We start from the raw sequence: 18,420 nt of genomic DNA on the forward strand, positions 1-18,420 counted from the left end.
CGGGTATACCCACTGGTTACATCTGCGCACGTCAGAGGTGTCGCAAATCCTGTGGTCTCATGTACTACGGGTTTCCGCGGGCCTGCCGCGGACGTGCCGTGTTTCGGTGCGCAAGCGAGCCGATCCGAGGAGATTCATGACTGTCGACGACTTCGTCACCGCGAATGCACGCACCGCGAAGAACCCGCGGAGCAACGACGCGCTGGTGGACAGGTTGGCAGCGGGGGAGAAGTACGCGCTGATCTTCGGCGGCCAGGGCGGGCCGTGGCTGCCCGGACTGGTGTCGCTGCTGGAGCAGACCGGGCTCGCCGACGACCCCGAGTACCGCGAACTGTTCGACGGCTTCGTCGAGCGTGCCGACAGCGTCCTCGAGCCGGTACGTGCCGAACTGCTTCGCGCGCAGGCCCTGACCTTCGACCCGATGCGCTGGCGGGATGCGTCCATCGCCGCCGCCGAGGCCGAGACCACCGACGAGGAGTCCGAGGAGGCCCCGCAGCCGCGCCGCACCCTCGCGCCGCAGGTCGACGGTGCCGTCTTCTCCGTCCCCGGTGTGCTGTTCAGCCAGCTGGTGGCGCTCTATGGCCTGGAGGCGCAGGGACTCGATCCGTGGGACGTGCCACCGGTCGCCGCGATCGGCCACTCGCAGGGCCAACTCGCCGTCTCCGCCTTCGCATCGCGGGGCAACGAGGGCGATCTGCTCGCCATCGCCCGCCTGATCGGCGCCGCCGGACGGGTCGTGGCCCGCCGTCGCGGCCTGGTCGCGCTCGGTGGCGCGACCCCGATGATGTCCGTGTCCGGCGTCCGCCAGGACAAGCTCGAACAGTTGCTCGGCGAGTTCACCGCCACCGTCGCCTTCGACGCCTGCGGGCCGGTCCTGGCCGTCCGCAACAGCCGCACCTCCTTCGTGCTCACCGGCACCCCCAAGTTGCTGGCCGGATTCCGCGAGTTCTGCGAGTCCGTCGCCGAGGAGGAGGAGGCCAAGCGCAAGGAGAAGCTCACCGGCGGCTCGGCCTTCGCCCCGAAGTTCGAGGACGTCGCCGTCGACATCGGCTTCCATCACCCGGCCCTCGCCGAGGGCGTCACCCTGGTCTCCGAATGGGCGCAGCGCTGCGGCCTCGACGCCGAGGTCGCCGCGCGCCTGGCCGGCGCCGTGTTGGTCGAGTCCGTGGACTGGGTCGCCGAGGTCGATGCCGCGATCACCAAGGGGGCGCAGTGGCTGATCGACCTCGGCCCCGAGGACATCGCCACCAAACTGACCTCCGCTCCGGCCCGCGGGCACGGTGTCGGACTGGTGCCGGCCACCACCCTGCGCGGTGCCCGTAACCTGTTCTCGCCCGGCGGTGTGCCGGAACTGCCGCAGGCCTGGTCCGAGTTCTCGCCTCGGCTGGTCACCCTGCCGGACGGCCGGACGGTGCTCTCCACCCGCTTCACCGAGCTCACCGGCCGCAGCCCCATCCTGCTCGCCGGGATGACCCCGACCACGGTCGATCCGGGCATCGTCGCCGCGGCGGCCAACGCCGGCCACTGGGCCGAACTGGCCGGCGGCGGCCAGGTCACCGAGCCGATCTTCGCCGAGAACATCGAGAAGCTGACCTCGCTGCTCGAGCCGGGCCGAGCCGCTCAGTTCAATTCGCTGTTCCTGGACCCGTACCTGTGGAAACTGCAGCTCGGCGGGAAGCGGATCGTGCAGAAGGCCCGCGCCGCGGGAGCCCCGCTCGACGGTGTGATCATCACCGCCGGAATCCCCGAGCTGGAGGAGGCCACGGCTCTGGTCGAGGAGCTCACCGAGGCCGGTATGCGGTACGTGGCGTTCAAGCCGGGCACCGTCGAGCAGATCCGCCAGGTGGCGCGCATCGCCGCTGAGGTCCCGCAGTACCCGGTGATCGTGCACGTCGAGGGCGGTAAGGCCGGTGGCCACCACTCCTGGGAGGAGTTGGACGAGCTGCTGCTCGCCACCTACGGCGAGCTGCGTGACCGCACCAACGTGGTGCTCGCCGTCGGCGGCGGCATCGGCACCCCCGAGCTGGCCGCCGAGTACCTCTCCGGTGAATGGTCCCGCAGCTACGGCGCTCCCGCCATGCCGGTCGACGGCATCCTGGTCGGCACCGCCGCGATGGCCACCCTGGAGGCCACCACCTCCGACGACGTCAAACGTCTGCTTGCCGAGATCCCCGGCACCGCGGACTGGATCGGGGCCGGTCACGCCGGTGGCGGCATGGCCTCCGGTCGCAGCCAGCTCGGCGCCGACATCCACGAGATCGACAACGCCGCCTCCGCGTGCGGACGTTTGCTCGACGAGGTCGCCGGTGACGGTGACGCCGTCGCCGCCCGCCGCGACGAGATCATCGCCGCCATGGCCGGCACGGCGAAGCCCTTCTTCGGCGACGTCGACACCATGACCTACGCGCAGTGGCTCGAGCGTTACCTGGAGCTCTCGATCGGGACCCGCGAGCAGGTCGCCGCCGCCGACCGGAACCGGTTCGGCGATTACGGCTGGCTCGACATCACCCACCAGGACCGCTTCCTGTCGATGCTGCACCGCGCCGAGGCGCGTCTAGCCGTCGAGGACCGCGGACCGATCGAGACGGCCTTCGCCGGCGTCTCCAGCACCGACGACGGCTACGCCGCTCTGGACACGCTGCTCGCAGGTCATCCCGAGGCCGCGAGCACTCTGCTGCACCCGGCCGATGTGCCCTTCTTCGTCTCCCTGTGCCGGACTCCCGGCAAGCCGGTGAACTTCGTGCCGGTGGTCGATAAGGACGTCCGCCGCTGGTGGCGCAGTGACTCGCTGTGGCAGGCGCACTCGCCGCGCTACTCCGCCGACCAGGTGTGCATCATTCCCGGCCCGGAGGCCGTCGCCGGCATCACCGAGGTCGACGAGCCGGTGGGTGCGCTGCTGAACCGGTTCGAGGCCGAACTGGTCGGCCGCCGCACCGCCGCTGGCGAGACCGGAGAGCCGGTCGCGGGCCGCCGGGTCGTCCCCGGCATCGACTCGGTGCCGCTGGCCCGTGTCCTCGCCGCCACCAACGTGCTGTGGGCCGGCCGGCTCGTGCACAGTCCCATCGCGCGGCTCGGTGCGGGCAGCACCTGGGTCAGCTCCGACGGTGACTCCGCCGTGCAGCCCGAGAGCGGTGCGCGCGTGGTCGTGACCGGTCCGGACGCGGTCCGTCTGGAGGTGCCGGTGTCGGGCACCGATCTGATCATCCCGATCCGGGTCCCGGACAGTTGCGCCGATGGTGGGGTGCCCGTGATCGAGCTCGGCGAGGCCGGCGAGGCGATGTCGAAGCTGGTCGCCCTCGCCGCCGCGGGCGAGCTCCCCCGGGTGACCGACGGCGCCGCGAGCGTGGACTTCGAGTTCACCGCCAACGACGCCGCCGATCACGCCGCGATCACCGCCGACAGCCTGCCCACGGGGCTGTCCGCGCTCTACGGCGACGAGCAGCTCGCCGTGCCGGACGCCTTCGTCGGCCTGTGCTGGCCCGCCTCGTTCGCCGTGGTCGGCGCTGCGGAGACCGACCAGGGACGGCCCGTCGTCGAGGGCATGCTGGACCTGGTGCACCTCGACCACGCGATCGAGCTGGCCGCCAACCCGGCCCCCGGTGCCTACCGCGCCACCGCCCGGCTCGAGGGGGTCGAGGCCACCGAGATCGGGACCGTGGTCACCGTCGGCATCGACGTGCGCACGCCGGGCGCCGACGCACCCGCCGTCACCATGACCGAGCGGTTCGCGATCCGTGGCCGCACCGGCGCCGCCGAGCTCACCGATCCGCAGCCCGCAGGCGGTGCCCGCGGGGAGACCGCCACCGATACCCCGCGCAAGCGGGTGCGCCAGGTCGTGGTCAAGGCCCCACAGGACATGAGCGGTTTCGCCGCGGTCTCCGGCGATCACAATCCGATCCACACCTCGCAGGTCGCCGCGAGCCTGGCGGGCCTGCCGGGCCCGATCGTGCACGGCATGTGGCTCTCCGCCGCTGCGCAGCAGGTGGCATCGGCTTCCAACGGTGACGTCATGCACCGCAAGATCCGCGGGTGGACCACGCGGTTCCTCGGCATGGTGCTGCCCGGTGACGAAGTGCAGTTCACCGTCGAGCGGGTGGGCATCGACCGCGGCGGTGAGCAGCTCGAGGTCACCGCACGGGTCGGCGACGAACTGGTGATGGCAGCGTCCGCGGTCGCGTTCCCCGCGGTCACCGCGTACGTCTTCCCCGGCCAGGGCATCCAGGGCAAGGGCATGGGCCTGGCCCAGCGTTCGCGCAGCAAGGCCGCCCGCGAGATCTGGGACGCCGCCGACGAGCACACCCGCGAGCGCCTGGGCTTCTCCATCCTGGCGGTGGTCCGCGACAACCCTCTGTCCATCCGTGCCGACGGTGCCGTCTACAGCCACCCCGACGGCGTCCTCTACCTCACCGAGTTCACCCAGGTCGCGATGGCGACCGTGGCCTGCGCGCAGCTCGCCGAGCTCACTGAGGCCGGAGCGCGGGTGGATGCGCCGATCATCGCCGGTCACTCCGTGGGTGAGTACAACGCGCTGGCCTCGGCCGGTGTGCTGCCTCTGGGCACGATCCTGGAGACCGTCTTCCACCGCGGCCGGATCATGCAGGGCCTGGTCCCGAGGGACGAGCAGGGGCGCAGCCCGTACGCGATGGCCGCGATCCGCCCAGAGCTGTTCGGGGTCGACGACGCCGACCTCCCGACCTGGCTCGAGGGCAACCTCGAAGGTGCCGACGAGTTCGCCGAGATCGTCAACCTGAACCTGCGCGGCGCCCAGTACGTGGTGGTCGGTAACGGCCCGGGCCTGGACGCGCTGGAGTCGGCGATCGCCGAACTCACCGACAGCCCCAAGGCCTTCCAGCAGGTTCCGGGCATCGACATCCCGTTCCACTCCTCAGTCCTGCGCGACGGGGTCCCGGAGTTCGCTGCGCGCCTGCAGCAGCTGGTGCCGGCCGAGTTCGACTACACCAAGCTGGTCGGCAAGTACCTGCCGAACCTGGTGGCCCGCCCCTTCGAGCTGACCGCCGACTTCGCGGCGTCCATCCTCGATGTGGTGCCCAGTGAGCCGGTGAGCGCGTTGCTGGCCGATTGGGATGCCGCCGCCGCGAATCCGATGGCGACGGCGCGCACCCTGCTGATCGAGTTGCTGGCCTGGCAGTTCGCCAGCCCGGTCCGGTGGATCGAGACCCAGGACCAGCTGCTGATCGATACCGATCACGGCGGCCTGGGAGTGGAGCGCTTCATCGAGGTCGGACTCGCGTCCGCCCCGACGCTGGCGAACCTCGCCGCCCGCACCCTGGCGCTGGCCTCCTACCAGCGGGCCGCGGCGACCGTGCTCAACGCCGAGCGCGACGGTGCGAAGGTCTTCGCCACCGATGAGGACGTCATCGAGGACGCCGACGGCTCGGGCGACGCCGGCGGAGCGCCGGACGCCGAGGCCGCCCCGGAGACCACCGCCGTAGCCGCTGCTGCACCGGCGGCCCCCGCCGCAGCGGCCGCGCCCGCAGGCGGTCCCCGTCCGGCGGATCTGACCTTCGACGCCTCCGATGCGACCCGCGTGATGATCGCGATCTGGACCAAGATGCGTCCGGACCAGCTGGAGAAGACCGACACCATCGAGACCCTCTGCGACGGTGTCAGTTCGCGCCGCAACCAGCTGCTGCTCGACCTCGGCAGCGAGCTCAACCTCGGCGCCATCGACGGTGCCGCGGAGGCCGACCTGCCGACGCTGGCCGCCACCGTCACCAAGCTGGCGCGCACCTACAAGCCGCTCGGCCCGGTGCTCTCCGAGACCGTCGGCAACCAGATCCGCAAGCTGCTCGGTTCCACCGGCAAGCGCCCCAACTACATCACCGAGTACGTCACCGGCACCTGGGAACTCGGCCCCGGGTGGGCGCAGCACACCGTGCTCGCACTGGCCGCGGGCACCCGGGAGGGTGCCTCGGTCCGCGGCGGTGACCTCGCCACTCTGCTCGACGGGCCAGTGTCCAACACCGCCGCACTGGACGCGCTGATCGACCGTGCTGTCGCCGAAGTCGGTGCCGCACAGGGTATCCCGGTGGGTAAGCCGGCAGTCGGCGGTGGGGGAGGCGGCGCGACCGTCGACGCCGCCGCACTCGCCGAGTTCACCTCCGCCATCACGGGGGAGGATGGCGCCCTCGCGGCATCGGCCCGCACCCTGCTGCGCAAGCTGGGACTGGAGCAGATCCAGGGCTCGCTGCCGGAGCTCGACGATCAGTCGGAGAAGCTGGCCGCACTGATCAGCAACGAGCTCGGCGACGACTGGTCCACCGCGGTGGCGCCGGCGTTCGACGCCAACAAGGCCGTTCTGCTCGACGACCGGTGGGCCAGTGCCCGCGAGGATCTGCTGCGGGTGTGGAACATGGACCCGTCGACCTTCCCCACCTTCAGCAAGCACATCCTGGAGACGGCCAAGGGCGCCGGACCGGTGCTGGTGAACCAGGCCCGCTGGTGGGAGGCCAAGGCGGTCGAGGCCGGCCGCCCCGAGCACGCGCAGGCCTACCGGTTCCTCGCGGAGCTGGCCGAGAGCACCCCGGAGCCGGGAGAGTACGCCGACCAGGTCGCCGTGGTCACCGGAGCATCGTCGGGTTCCATCGCGGCCGCGGTCGCCGGACGGCTGCTGGCGGGCGGTGCCACCGTCATCGCCACCACCAGCCGGCTCGACGACAAGCGCCTGACCTTCTTCAAGGAGCTCTACCGCACCAGCGCCCGCACCGACGCCGCGTTGTGGGTGGTCCCGGCGAACATGTCCAGCTACGCCGACGTCGACGCGCTGGTCGAGTGGATCGGTGAGCGGCAGGCCGAGACCGTGGGCCCTTACACCATGGTCCACAAGGAGGCTCTGGTCCCGACGCTGCTGTTCCCGTTCGCGGCGCCGCGGGTCTCCGGTGACATGTCCGACGCCGGTGCCCGCGCCGAACTGGAGATGAAGATCCTGCTGTGGTCGGTCGAGCGGCTGATCACCGGGCTCGCCGCGATCGGTAAGGACACCGACCTCGCCTCGAAGTTGCACGTGGTGCTGCCCGGCTCGCCCAACCGGGGCATGTTCGGCGGCGACGGTGCCTACGGCGAGTCGAAGGCCGCCCTGGACGCGATCATCGCCAAGTGGAACGCCGAGAAGTCCTGGTCCGAGCGGGTCACCCTGGCCCACGCCATCATCGGCTGGGTGCGCGGAACCGGTCTGATGGGCGGGAACGATCCTCTGGTCGAGGCGGTCGAGGCGGCCGGTGTGCGCACCTGGTCCACCTTCGAGATGGCCGATCAGCTGCTCGCCAACGCCACCCCCGAGGCGCGTGAGCGGGCCCAGCAGGGACCGCTGCACGCCGATCTCACCGGTGGTCTCGGCGGCGTCTCGCTGGACATGAAGGCGCTCGCCGAGCAGGCCATGGAAGCGCGCCTGGCCGAGGCCGAGGAGGACGAGTCCGAGGGCATGATCGCGGCCCTGCCCGGAGCGCCGGTGGCGACCATCGCCGACCCGGTCTGGGACGGCGTCGAGGCCCGCCCCGAGGACATGGTGGTCATCGTCGGTGCGGGTGAGGTCGGCCCGTACGGCAGCTCCCGCACCCGCTTCGAGATGGAGGTCGACGAGCGGCTCTCGGCCGCCGGTGTCGCCGAACTCGCCTGGGTGACCGGCATGATCACCTGGGAGAACGATCCGGAGCCGGGCTGGTACGACGCCGAGTCCGGTGATCTGGTGCCCGAGGAGGAGCTCGCCGAGCGGTACCACGACGCCGTGGTCGAGCGGTGCGGCATCCGCGAGTTCAGCGACGACGGTGACATCGTCGATCAGTCCGTGCCGCTGCTGGTCTCGGTCTTCCTCCCCGAGGACATGTCCTTCGTGGTGGCCAACGAGGCCGAGGCGCGGTCCTTCGTCGACGCCGATCCGGAGAACACCGTGGCGACGCCGATGGAGTCCGGTGAGTGGAACGTCACCCGCAAGGCCGGCACCGAGATCCGGGTGCCGCGCCGCACCAAGCTGCTGCGCACCGTCGGCGGCCAGGTGCCCGACGGCTTCGACCCCACGCACTGGGGTGTGAGCCGGGAGATGATGGAGTCGGTGGACCGGTTGGCGCTGTGGAACCTGGTCGCCACCGTCGACGCGTTCATCTCCGCCGGCTTCGAGCCGTCCGAGCTGATGAGCTACGTGCATCCCGCCTACGTGGCGAACACCCAGGGAACGGGCATGGGCGGTATGGCCTCCATGCGTGACCTGTTCATCAACACCCTGCTCGGCGAGCCCAACCAGACCGACATCCTGCAGGAGGCCCTGCCGAACGTGGTGGCCGCCCACGTGGTGCAGAGCTACATCGGCAGCTACGGCGCGATGATCCACCCGGTCGCGGCGTGCGCCACGGCCGCGGTCTCGGTCGAGGAGGGCGTCGACAAGATCAAGGTCGGCAAGGCGCTGTTCGCGGTCGCGGGCGGCTTCGACGATCTCTCCATCGAGGGAATCACCGGCTTCGGCATGATGCAGGCCACCGCAGACAGTGATCGGATGCTGTCCAAGGGCATCAGCCCGCGTCGCTTCTCCCGCGCCAACGACCGCCGCCGGGCCGGCTTCGTCGAGGCGCAGGGCGGTGGCACGGTGCTGCTGGCCCGCGGTGACATCGCCGCGCAGATGGGACTACCGGTGCTGGGTGTGGTCGCGTGGGCGCAGAGCTTCGGCGACGGTGTGCACACCTCCATCCCGGCTCCGGGCATGGGTGCGCTGTCGGTGGCCGCGGGCGGACCGCAGGCGCCGATCGCGCAGAGTCTGCGCAGGCTGGGCGTCGCTGCCGACGAGGTCTTGATCATCAGCAAGCACGACACCTCGACCAATGCGAACGATCCGAACGAGGCGAACCTGCACGAGCGGATCGCCGAGTCGATCGGCCGCAGTGAGGGTGCCCCGATGTTCGTGGTCTCGCAGAAGTCGCTGACCGGCCACGCCAAGGGCGGCGCCGCGGCCTTCCAGCTGATCGGCATGTGCCAGATGCTCAACGACGCGGTGCTTCCGCCGAACCGCAGCCTGGACTGCGTCGACGACGAGATGCGCAAGTACCCGCATCTGGTCTGGCTGCGCGAGACGCACCGCTTCGATGAGAGCTTCCGGCCCAAGGCGGGCCTGCTCACCTCGCTCGGGTTCGGTCACGTCTCCGGCCTGATCGCGGTCGTGCACCGCGACGCCTTCCTGGTCTCGCTGGGCGAGAACGAGCGGGCGCAGTACCTGCAGGCCGCGCGCGAGCGCGAGGTGGCGGGCCGGCGGGCGGTGCTCTCGGCGATGTGCGGCCGCTCGGAGCTGTACCGCAAGCCCCCGGCAGGCCGGCGCTTCGGCGCGGACGCCTCGTCGGAGGCGGCGGACCGCAGCGAGGCGGCCCTGCTGCTCGACGGTGACACCCGCCTCGGTCCGGACGGCACGTACTGCTCCGACGGGTGCCGGTAGACCGATAGGCTTCCCGCCATGGCAGTGGTGGGGATCGGGATCGACGTGGTGCACGTGCCCGGGTTCGCGGAGCAACTCGCGCAACCCGGGACCACGATGCTCTCGTCGTTCAGCCCCGCCGAACGACGGGACGCCGCGGGCGATGTCCGGTCCCTCGCCGCCAGGTGGGCGGCGAAGGAGGCGGTGTTCAAGGCGTTCTCGTCGGGCTACTACGCGCAACGGCCCGCGGAGAAGGAGATCGGTGCGCGGGAAGTGGAGGTCGTCTCCGATGCCTGGGGACGACCGGCGGTGCGGGTGCACGGTCGGATGGCCGAGGAACTCGGGGGAGGGGCGACAATACATGTCTCACTCACCCACGACGGTGACACCGCCGCCGCGTTCGCGGTGATCGAGAGAACGTAAGAGAGAGACGGTTCCGCCCCGGCGGGATCGCTGCACGTACCAGTTGAAGCCGAAAGGGAACAAGCGAGTGTTCAGCCGAATCGCCATCGTGAACCGAGGAGAGGCCGCGATGCGCCTCATCCACGCGGTCCGCGACCTGGCAGCAGAGACCGGGCAGCAGATCGAGACCGTCGCCCTCTACACCGACGTCGACCGCACTGCGACCTTCGTCCGCGAGGCCGACATCGCCTACGACCTCGGTCCGGCCTCGGCACGCCCGTACCTGAACTACGAGCTGCTGGGCACGGCGCTGCAGGAGACCGGAGCCGACGCCGCCTGGGTCGGCTGGGGCTTCGTCGCCGAGGACCCGGTCTTCGCCGAACTGTGCGAGAAGATCGGAGTCGCGTTCGTCGGCCCCAGCGCCGACGCGATGCGCCAGCTGGGCGACAAGATCGGCGCCAAGCTGATCGCCGAGGAGGTCGGTGTCCCGGTCGCGCCGTGGAGCCGCGGCTCGGTGGAGACTCTGGAGGCGGCCAAGACCGCGGCCGCGGAGATCGGTTATCCGCTCATGCTCAAGGCCACGGCCGGCGGCGGCGGTCGCGGCATCCGGATGGTCGCCTCGGACGCCGATCTCGAGGACGCCTACCTGCGCACCCGCGATGAGGCCGAGCGCGCCTTCGGCAGCGGCGTCGTCTTCCTCGAGCGCCTGGTCACCGGTGCACGGCACGTCGAGGTCCAGGTGATCTCCGACGGTGAGACCGCGTGGGCCCTGGGCGTGCGCGACTGCTCGGTGCAGCGCCGCAACCAGAAGGTGATCGAGGAGTCCGCGTCGCCGGTACTCGGCGAGGCGCAGGTCCGCCGGCTCAAGGAGTCCGCGGAGCGCCTGGCCGTGCGGGTGGGTTACCGCGGCGCCGCCACCGTCGAGTTCCTGTACCACCCGGGCGACGATCTGTTGGCCTTCCTGGAGGTCAACACCCGCCTGCAGGTCGAGCACCCGATCACTGAGGTCACCAACAGCTTCGACCTGGTGCGTGCGCAGTTGCACGTCGCCTCCGGGGGCAAGCTCACCGGCGCGGCGCCGGTCGAGCGCGGTCACGCCATCGAGGCGCGGCTCAACGCCGAGGACCCGGACCGCGACTTCGCGCCCGCGCCCGGCCGGATCGCGCTGCTGGACCTGCCCGCCGGCCCGGGAATCCGGATCGACACCGGCGTCTCCCAGGGTGACACCATTCCCGCCGATTTCGACTCGATGATCGCCAAGGTCATCGCCTACGGCAAGGACCGCGACGAGGCGCTGGGCCGGCTGCGCCGCGCCATGAACGAGACCCGGGTGATCATCGAGGGCGGTGCCACCAACAAGAGCTTCGTACTCGATCTGCTGGGGCAGCCCGAGGTGATCGACGGCAGCGCCGACACCGGTTGGATCGACCGGGTCCGCGGCGAGGGTCGACTGGTGGCCGACCGGCACACCGCCGTCGCGCTCGCCTCGGCCGCGATCGACGCCTACGAGGACGAGGAGCGCGCCGAGCTCACCCGGCTGCTCACCACCGCCTCCGGCGGCCGGCCGCAGGTGCAGCACGAGAGCGGCACCCCGCTCGACTTCAAGCTGCGCGGCGCGAGCTACCGGGTCCGGGTGGCGCGGACCGGCGCCCACACCTTCCGGCTGGTGATCGACACGGGAGCGGAGACCCGCACCGCCGACGTCGATCTGGAGCGCTTCGACCGGCACACCGGACAGGCCGTGGTCAACGGTGTCCGGCACCGGCTCACCACCGGCACGCACGGACCGGTCCACGTGGTCGACGTCGACGGCGTCACCCACCGGGTGAGCCGGGACGAGGGCGGCGTGGTCCGCTCGCCCGCACCGGCTCTGGTGGTCGCAGTACCGCTGGCCATCGGCGATGAGGTCGAGGCGGGTGCCCCGATCCTGGTCCTGGAGTCGATGAAGATGGAGACGGTGCTGCGCGCGCCGTTCGCCGCGCGGCTCAAGGAGAGTGCGGTCACCGTCGGCAGCCAGGTCGAGGCGGGCGCCCCGCTGCTGCGCCTGGAGCCGCTGGGCGACGGCGACGACGATGCCGAGGGGACCTCCGCGGCGCCGATCGATCTGCCCGACGAGCCCGCACCTGTGGGTGCCGTCGAGCGGGCCGCCGCCGGCCGGGACGCGCTGTGCAGCCAGCTGCTCGGATACGACGTGGACCCGGCGGACGAGAGCCGCCTGCTGGACGCCTATCTGGTGGACCGGGTCGCCGCCGAGCTCGAGGGCGCCGTTCCCGCGGCGCACGAGCTGGCCCTCGCCGGTGTCTTCGCCGACCTCGCCGAGCTGGGTCTGCGTCGCTCCGTCGGCGGTGACGACGAGGTGCACAGCCCGCGCGAGCACTTCCACACCTACCTGCGCAGCCTGGACGCCGATCGTGCCGGCCTGCCGGATTCGTACCGCGCGAAGCTGTTCGCGGCGCTGGGCCACTACGGGGTCACCGAACTCGACCGTACTCCGGAACTGGAGTCCGCGGTGTTCCGCATCTTCCTGGCGCAGCAGCGGCCGAAGGCCGCGGTCCGGGTGATCACCGCACTGCTGCGCAAGTGGCTGCGGGAGCCGGTGCCCGCCGCGGAGCAGGGGGGTGACGCCCGCGCGGTGCTCGAGCGCCTCATCGACGCCACTCAGTCCCGCTATCCGGTGATCTCCGACCTCGCCCGCGGTGTGGTCTTCGCCTGGTTCGGCCAGCCGCTGCTGCGCCGCAACCGGGAGGGCGTGTACTCGTCGGTCCGCACGAATCTCGAACTGCTCGATGCGAACCCCACCGTGGCCGATCGGTCCGACCGGATCGCCGAGATGGTCCGCAGCACCGAGCCGCTGGTGCTGCTGCTCGGTGAGCGCCTGGCGGGCGGAAGCTCCGAGGCCCGCGACAACGCCGTCATGCTGGAGGTGCTCACCCGCCGCTACTACGGCAACAAGGGCCTGTCGGATGTGCGCACGCAGCAGGTCGGTGCCACCGACTTCGTGATCGCCGAGCGCGACGGTGCCCTGCTGGTCTCCGCCGCGGTGTCCTACGACGGTCTCGGCGACGCCGTCGCGGGGCTGGCGCAGGTGTCCGACGGTGCCGCGTCCGTGGACGCCGACATCTACCTCAGCTGGGAGCAGCAGCCCGAGGATCAGGACGAGATGGTCGCGGCCTTCGACAGTGTGCTCTCGGAGCATCCGTTGCCCGCCCAGGTGCGGCGGGTGACCATCACCGTCGCCGGTAGCGGCGGTGCGGTCATGCACCACCACTTCACCTTCCGTGCGGGAACCAACGGGGTCGCCGAGGACCGCCTGATCCGCGGCCTGCACCCGTACATCGCGCAGCGCATGCAGCTCGAGCGGCTGCGCCGGTTCGATCTGACCCGGCTCACCTCGTCCGACGACGAGGAGGTCTACCTGTACCGGGCCGTCGCCAAGGACAACCCCGCCGACGACCGTCTGGTGGCGTTCGCGCAGGTCCGCGACCTGGCAGCGGTGCGGGACGGTCAGGGCCGGCTGCTGGCGCTCCCGACCGCGGAGATCGCCCTGGCCACCTGCGTGGATTCGATCCGCCGGGCGCAGGCGGTGCGTCCGAGCGCCAAGCGCCTGCCGACCAACCGGATCGTGATGTACATCTGGCCGCCGGTCGATCTCAGTGACGCCGAGCTCGAAGCCCTCGCCGGGCACATTGAATCCACGTCCGTCGGCGCGGGCCTGGAGGAGGTGCTGCTGATCGGCCGTCGCCGGGACGCGGCGACGGGGCAGCTGGTCAAGACCGAGGTCCGGGTGTCGTTCAGTCCCACCGGTCGCGCCGACCTGAGCGTCGGGGCACCGTCGGAGGACGCCGTTGAGGTGGTCGAGCCGATCGACGGGTATCGGCAGAAGGTGCTGCGCGCGGCGAGCCGCAACACCGTCTACCCGTACGAACTGACCGAGGCGCTGGGCGATTTCGTCGAGTACGAGCTCGCCGAGGGCGACCTCGGTGATGTGCTGGTGCCCACCGACCGGCCGAAGGGCCGCAACACGGCGGGCATCGTCGCCGGTGTGATCTCCACGCCCACCGAGTTGCACCCCGAGGGCGTCAAGCGCGTGCTGTTGCTCGGCGACCCGACCAAGTCGCTGGGTGCACTCGCCGAGGCCGAGTGCCGCCGGATCGGTGCCGCGATCGATCTCGCGCACCGGCTGGAACTGCCGGTCGAGTGGTACGCACTCTCCGCAGGTGCCCGCATCTCCATGGACTCCGGTACAGAGAACATGGACTGGGTGGCGGCAGCGCTGAAGAAGATCGTCGAGTTCACGCAGCAGGGCGGCGAGATCAACATCGTCTCCGCCGGTATCAACGTCGGTGCGCAGCCGTACTGGAACGCCGAGGCGACGATGCTCATGCACACCAAGGGCGTGCTGATCATGACGCCGGAGTCGGCGATGGTGCTCACCGGCAAGCAGTCCCTGGACTTCTCCGGTGGCGTCTCGGCCGAGGACAACTTCGGCATCGGTGGCTACGACCGGATCATGGGCCCCAACGGCCAGGCGCAGTACTGGGCCCCGGACCTGATGGGCGCGAACACGATCCTGCTCGAGCACTACGCGCACACCTACATCGCACCGGGCGAGCACTCACCGCGCCGTGCCGACACCACCGACCCGGCCGATCGCGACATCACCACGTTCCCGCACGTGCTGGCCGACAGCGACTTCACGCAGGTCGGTGACATCTTCTCGGCGGAGAAGAACCCGGACCGGAAGAAGCCCTTCGACATCCGCACCGTGATGCGTGCGCTGTCCGATCAGGATCACCAGGTGCTCGAGCGGTGGGCCACCATGGCCGATGCCGAGACCGCGGTGGTGCAGGACGTACACATCGGCGGTATCCCGGTGTGCCTGCTCGGCATCGAGTCCAAGTCCGTTCCACGCCTGGGTTTCCCGGCCACCGACGGTCCGGACACCTACACCGCCGGCACTCTGTTCCCGCAGTCGTCGAAGAAGGCGGCGCGTGCGATCAACGCGGCCAGCGACAACCGTCCGCTGGTGGTGCTGGCCAACCTGTCCGGCTTCGACGGTTCACCGGAGTCGCTGCGGAAGCTGCAACTGGAGTACGGCGCCGAGATCGGCCGCGCGATCGTCAACTTCTCCGGCCCGATCGTGTTCTGCGTGATCTCGCGCTACCACGGCGGGGCGTTCGTGGTGTTCTCCAAGCAGCTGAACCCGAACATGACGGTGCTGGCCATCGAGGGTTCGTTCGCCTCGGTGCTCGGTGGTGCCCCGGCCGCGGCGGTCGTCTTCTCCGGTGAGGTCAACGCCCGCACCGCAGCCGATGCGCGGGTCACCGAGCTGGAGGCGCAGCTCACCGAGGCCACCGGCACCGAGCGCGCGGCGCTGCTGGCCGAGCTCGACGAGGTGCGCGGTTCGGTCCGCGCCGAGAAGCTCGGTGAGGTCGCCTCGGAGTTCGACGGGGTGCACAGCATCCGCCGCGCCGTGGAGGTCGGCTCGGTGGATGAGATCATCGCCGCCGCAGACCTGCGGCCCAAGATCATCTCGGTGATCGAGGCCGCGCTGTAGTACGCAGAACGGAAGGGCACCGTCGGGAATCTCCCGGCGGTGCCCTTCGCGTGTGCGGGCCGTTCGCGAAGTGGGTTACAGCGCCAGGTCGCGCCCGATGATCTCCTTCATGATCTCCGACGAGCCGGCCCAGATGCGGGTGACCCGGGCGTCCATCCAGGCGCGTGCCGCGCGGTACTCACGCATGTAGCCGTAGCCTCCGTGCAACTGCACGCACGAGTCCAGTACCTGGTTCTGGATCTCGGCGGAGATGTACTTGGCCTTCGCGGCGTCGACCGCGGTCAGCGTGCCCTCGGTGTGCGCGAGCACCGCCTGGTCGACGTACGCCTGGACCATCTCGATCCGGGTCACCAGATCGGCCAGCAGGAACTTGTTGTGCTGGAACGAGCCGATGGACTGGCCGAAGGCCTTGCGCTCACGCGCGTACTCCACGGTCTCGGCCAGGATCTGCTTGGCGTGCGCCACGTTGCCCACTGCTGAGCCGATCCGCTCCTGCGGCAGCTTCTCCATCATGTGCACGAAGCCGCGATCGACCTCACCGACGAGTGCGTCGGCGGGCAGCCGCACGTCGTCGAAGAACAGCTCCGCGGTGTCGGCCTCGGGCTGGCCCACCTTGTCCAGTTTGCGCCCGCGCTGGAAGCCGGGCAGGGTGGCGTCGACCGCGAACAGCGAGATGCCCCGGGCCTTGGCCTCGACGTTCGTCTTGGCCGCGATCACCGCGACATCGCAGGTGTAGCCGTTGGTGATGAAGGTCTTGGAGCCGTTCAAGATCCAATCGTCGCCGCTGCGCACGGCGGTCGATTTGATCGCTGCCAGATCCGATCCCGCGGACGGCTCGGTCATGCCGATCGCGGCGACCGCCTCACCGGTGGCGATCCGCGGCAGCCACTGCTGCTTGATCTCCTCCGAGCCCAGGTTCACCAGGTACGGCGTGGTGATGTCGAAATCGATGCCCACCGAACTGGCGAAGGCCATCGAGACCGCTGCCAGCTCCTCCTGGGCGACGGCGTTGAACCGGTAGTCCCCGGCCTCGCCACCGCCGTACGACTCGGGGATCTCCAGACCCAGAACGCCCTGTTCGCCCAGGCCCTGCCAGACGTCCCGGGAGATCAGTTTGTCGTCGATGTACTGCTCCGCGTGCGGTAGCACCTGCTTGAGCAGGTAGTCGCGGACCGACGAGCGGAACTGCTCGTGATCGTCGGAGTAGATGGTGCGGTCCACTAAGGGTCCTTCCTAGAGCTTGAGGTCGCGGCGCAACTTCGCGACATGCCCGGTGGCGCGCACGTTGTACTGGGCCACCTCGATCCGGCCTTCGGCGTCCACGACGAAGGTCGACCGGATCACGCCGGTCACGGTCTTGCCGTACATCATCTTCTCACCGAAGGCGCCGTACTCGGTGAGCACTCCCTTATCGGGGTCGGACAGCAGTGGGAAGGTGATCTCGTCGCGTTCCTCGAACTTCTTGAGCTTCGCGGGCTTGTCCGGTGAGATACCGATGACGTCCAGGCCGGCCTCGTTGAACTGGGCCAGGTCGTCGCGGAAGTCGCAGGCCTGCTTGGTGCAGCCGGGCGTCATCGCGGCGGGGTAGAAGTACACGATCACCCGGCGTCCGCGGTAGTCCGCGAGGGACACCTCGTTCCCGTTCTGGTCGGGGAGGGTGAACGACGGTGCCGGATCTCCCGGTTGCAGGCGCGCTGAGGTAGTCATGCCGGTTACCGTATCGGGCATGGCGACACAGGACGAGTTCCCCGGTCGGGGTCGTGCGCGGATCCGGAACCTGGCGAGCGCCGCCCTGAACGCGGACATGACGATCGACCAGGCCACGGCGATGCTCGACGGCATGGCGGTGACCCTGGAGAACATGAGTGCCACGATGGCGACCTTCGACGAGACCGTCGCCCGGGTGAACCGCAACCTCGACGAGTTCGAGCGGCTCACCGCGCGGTTCTCGGCGACCCTGGAGAAGACCGACGCGGCGTTGGAGAAGGTCAACCTGTTGCTCGCGGTTCCCGGGACAGCGGTGACCGCGGCCGAGCGGATGCTCGAAGTGCCGGGCCAGGTGACTCGCAGGCTGTTCGGGAAATAACCGCCCACCGGCCGGTCAGGCCCGGCGGTACCCGTTGGACAGGCCCACCAACAGCTCCGCGACCAGCGGGTTCGGTGCCGCGTCCAGGCGCAGTACGGCCGAGACCGGCAGCGTGAAGCCGGGAGCCGGACGACTGGCGATCCCGGGCTGGCGCGGATCCTCGTAGAGCACCGTCCACCCCTCGGGCTGGTTGATCAGTTCGAACCCCACGGGGTGCTCGTCCCGGATCTGCGGCCCTAGACGCACATCGACCCCCTCCGCCGCGAACACCCGCTCCACCAGTCGGTGCAACAGCACCTGACGATGCGCCGGCGGGAGCAGCAGCGGGTACTGCGCGAGCTCCCGGGGCGACGGGGCCCGGTCCAGTGCGGCGAGCGGATGCCGCGTGGAGAAGGCGATCAGCGGATTGTCCACCCACAGCGGTTCCAGGTAGAGGCCCGGCTCGTCCAGTCCGCCGCGGATCAACGCCAGATCGGCTTCCCCCGATGTCACTGCGGCGATGCGCTGGGCGAAGGGTTTGATCAGGAAGTCGATCTCCGCCCGCGGATGTCGGTCCCGGACCGCTGCGGTGGCCGCCAGCGCCGACCTCGCGAAGGACATGTTCGCGGCGAGGCGGATCCGGTCCGGACGGGGCCGTACCGCCTCGGCCGCCTCATCGCGCAGCCGCAGCAGTTCGCGGGCGCGGGGGAGCAGCGTCTCCCCGGCCGCGGTGAGCCGTACCCGCCGCCCGGTCCGCTCGAACAGGTCGGCGCCGAGCTCCTTCTCCAGTGCGGCGATGCGGTGGCTCACCGCGGACTGGGAGACGAAGCAGTGGCGCGCGGCAGGGGAGAAGCCGCCGTGGTCGGTCACTGCCACCAGATACTCGAGCTGCCGGAACTCCATTCCCTCATCATATGAATAGAACAGATGGTTGTGATCGCCAAGAGACCGATCTATCTGGTTGTACGCCGCGGTATCCATGCA

7 protein-coding genes are annotated in these 18,420 nt (G+C 70.2%); 4 read left to right on the forward strand and 3 right to left on the reverse strand.

Annotated elements, in window-relative coordinates; genetic code table 11:
• Positions 1 to 136: 136 nt before the first annotated feature.
• The 3 genes from ACYVHG_RS15085 to ACYVHG_RS15095 all read left to right on the forward strand — a co-directional run bounded on the left by ACYVHG_RS15085 (position 137) and on the right by ACYVHG_RS15095 (position 15,371).
• Positions 137 to 9,433, forward strand: coding sequence for a fatty acid synthase subunit beta domain-containing protein (locus ACYVHG_RS15085; protein ID WP_461168295.1), 9,297 nt, complete (start codon positions 137 to 139; stop codon positions 9,431 to 9,433).
• A gap of 18 nt (positions 9,434 to 9,451) precedes the next feature.
• Complete coding sequence (gene acpS / locus ACYVHG_RS15090) at positions 9,452 to 9,835, forward strand: holo-ACP synthase AcpS (RefSeq protein ID WP_461168296.1); 384 nt, start codon at positions 9,452 to 9,454, stop codon at positions 9,833 to 9,835.
• A gap of 67 nt (positions 9,836 to 9,902) precedes the next feature.
• Positions 9,903 to 15,371 (forward strand): ATP-binding protein, encoded by a 5,469-nt coding sequence (locus tag ACYVHG_RS15095; protein WP_461168297.1) that lies wholly within the window; start codon positions 9,903 to 9,905, stop codon positions 15,369 to 15,371.
• Between the two features lie 75 nt (positions 15,372 to 15,446).
• Here ACYVHG_RS15095 and ACYVHG_RS15100 read toward each other — a convergent pair whose 3' ends face one another.
• Positions 15,447 to 16,592, reverse strand: a complete 1,146-nt coding sequence (locus ACYVHG_RS15100) for an acyl-CoA dehydrogenase family protein (RefSeq protein WP_461168298.1) — start codon at positions 16,590 to 16,592, stop codon at positions 15,447 to 15,449.
• A gap of 12 nt (positions 16,593 to 16,604) precedes the next feature.
• Positions 16,605 to 17,078 (reverse strand): thioredoxin-dependent thiol peroxidase, encoded by a 474-nt coding sequence (gene bcp / locus ACYVHG_RS15105; protein ID WP_461168299.1) that lies wholly within the window; start codon positions 17,076 to 17,078, stop codon positions 16,605 to 16,607.
• A 19-nt stretch (positions 17,079 to 17,097) separates the two neighbouring features.
• On the opposite strand from bcp, the gene ACYVHG_RS15110 reads away from it, so the two are divergent.
• Entirely contained in the window at positions 17,098 to 17,457 is a 360-nt protein-coding gene (locus ACYVHG_RS15110; protein WP_461168300.1) for a hypothetical protein, read from the forward strand.
• 15 nt (positions 17,458 to 17,472) lie between these two features.
• Here the strand turns inward: ACYVHG_RS15110 and ACYVHG_RS15115 are convergent, their stop codons facing one another.
• Positions 17,473 to 18,339: a LysR family transcriptional regulator gene (locus tag ACYVHG_RS15115; RefSeq protein WP_461168301.1), complete on the reverse strand. Its 867-nt coding sequence runs from the start codon at positions 18,337 to 18,339 to the stop codon at positions 17,473 to 17,475.
• Positions 18,340 to 18,420: the final 81 nt, after the last annotated feature.

The sequence above is a fragment of the Tsukamurella serpentis genome (assembly GCF_054780975.1).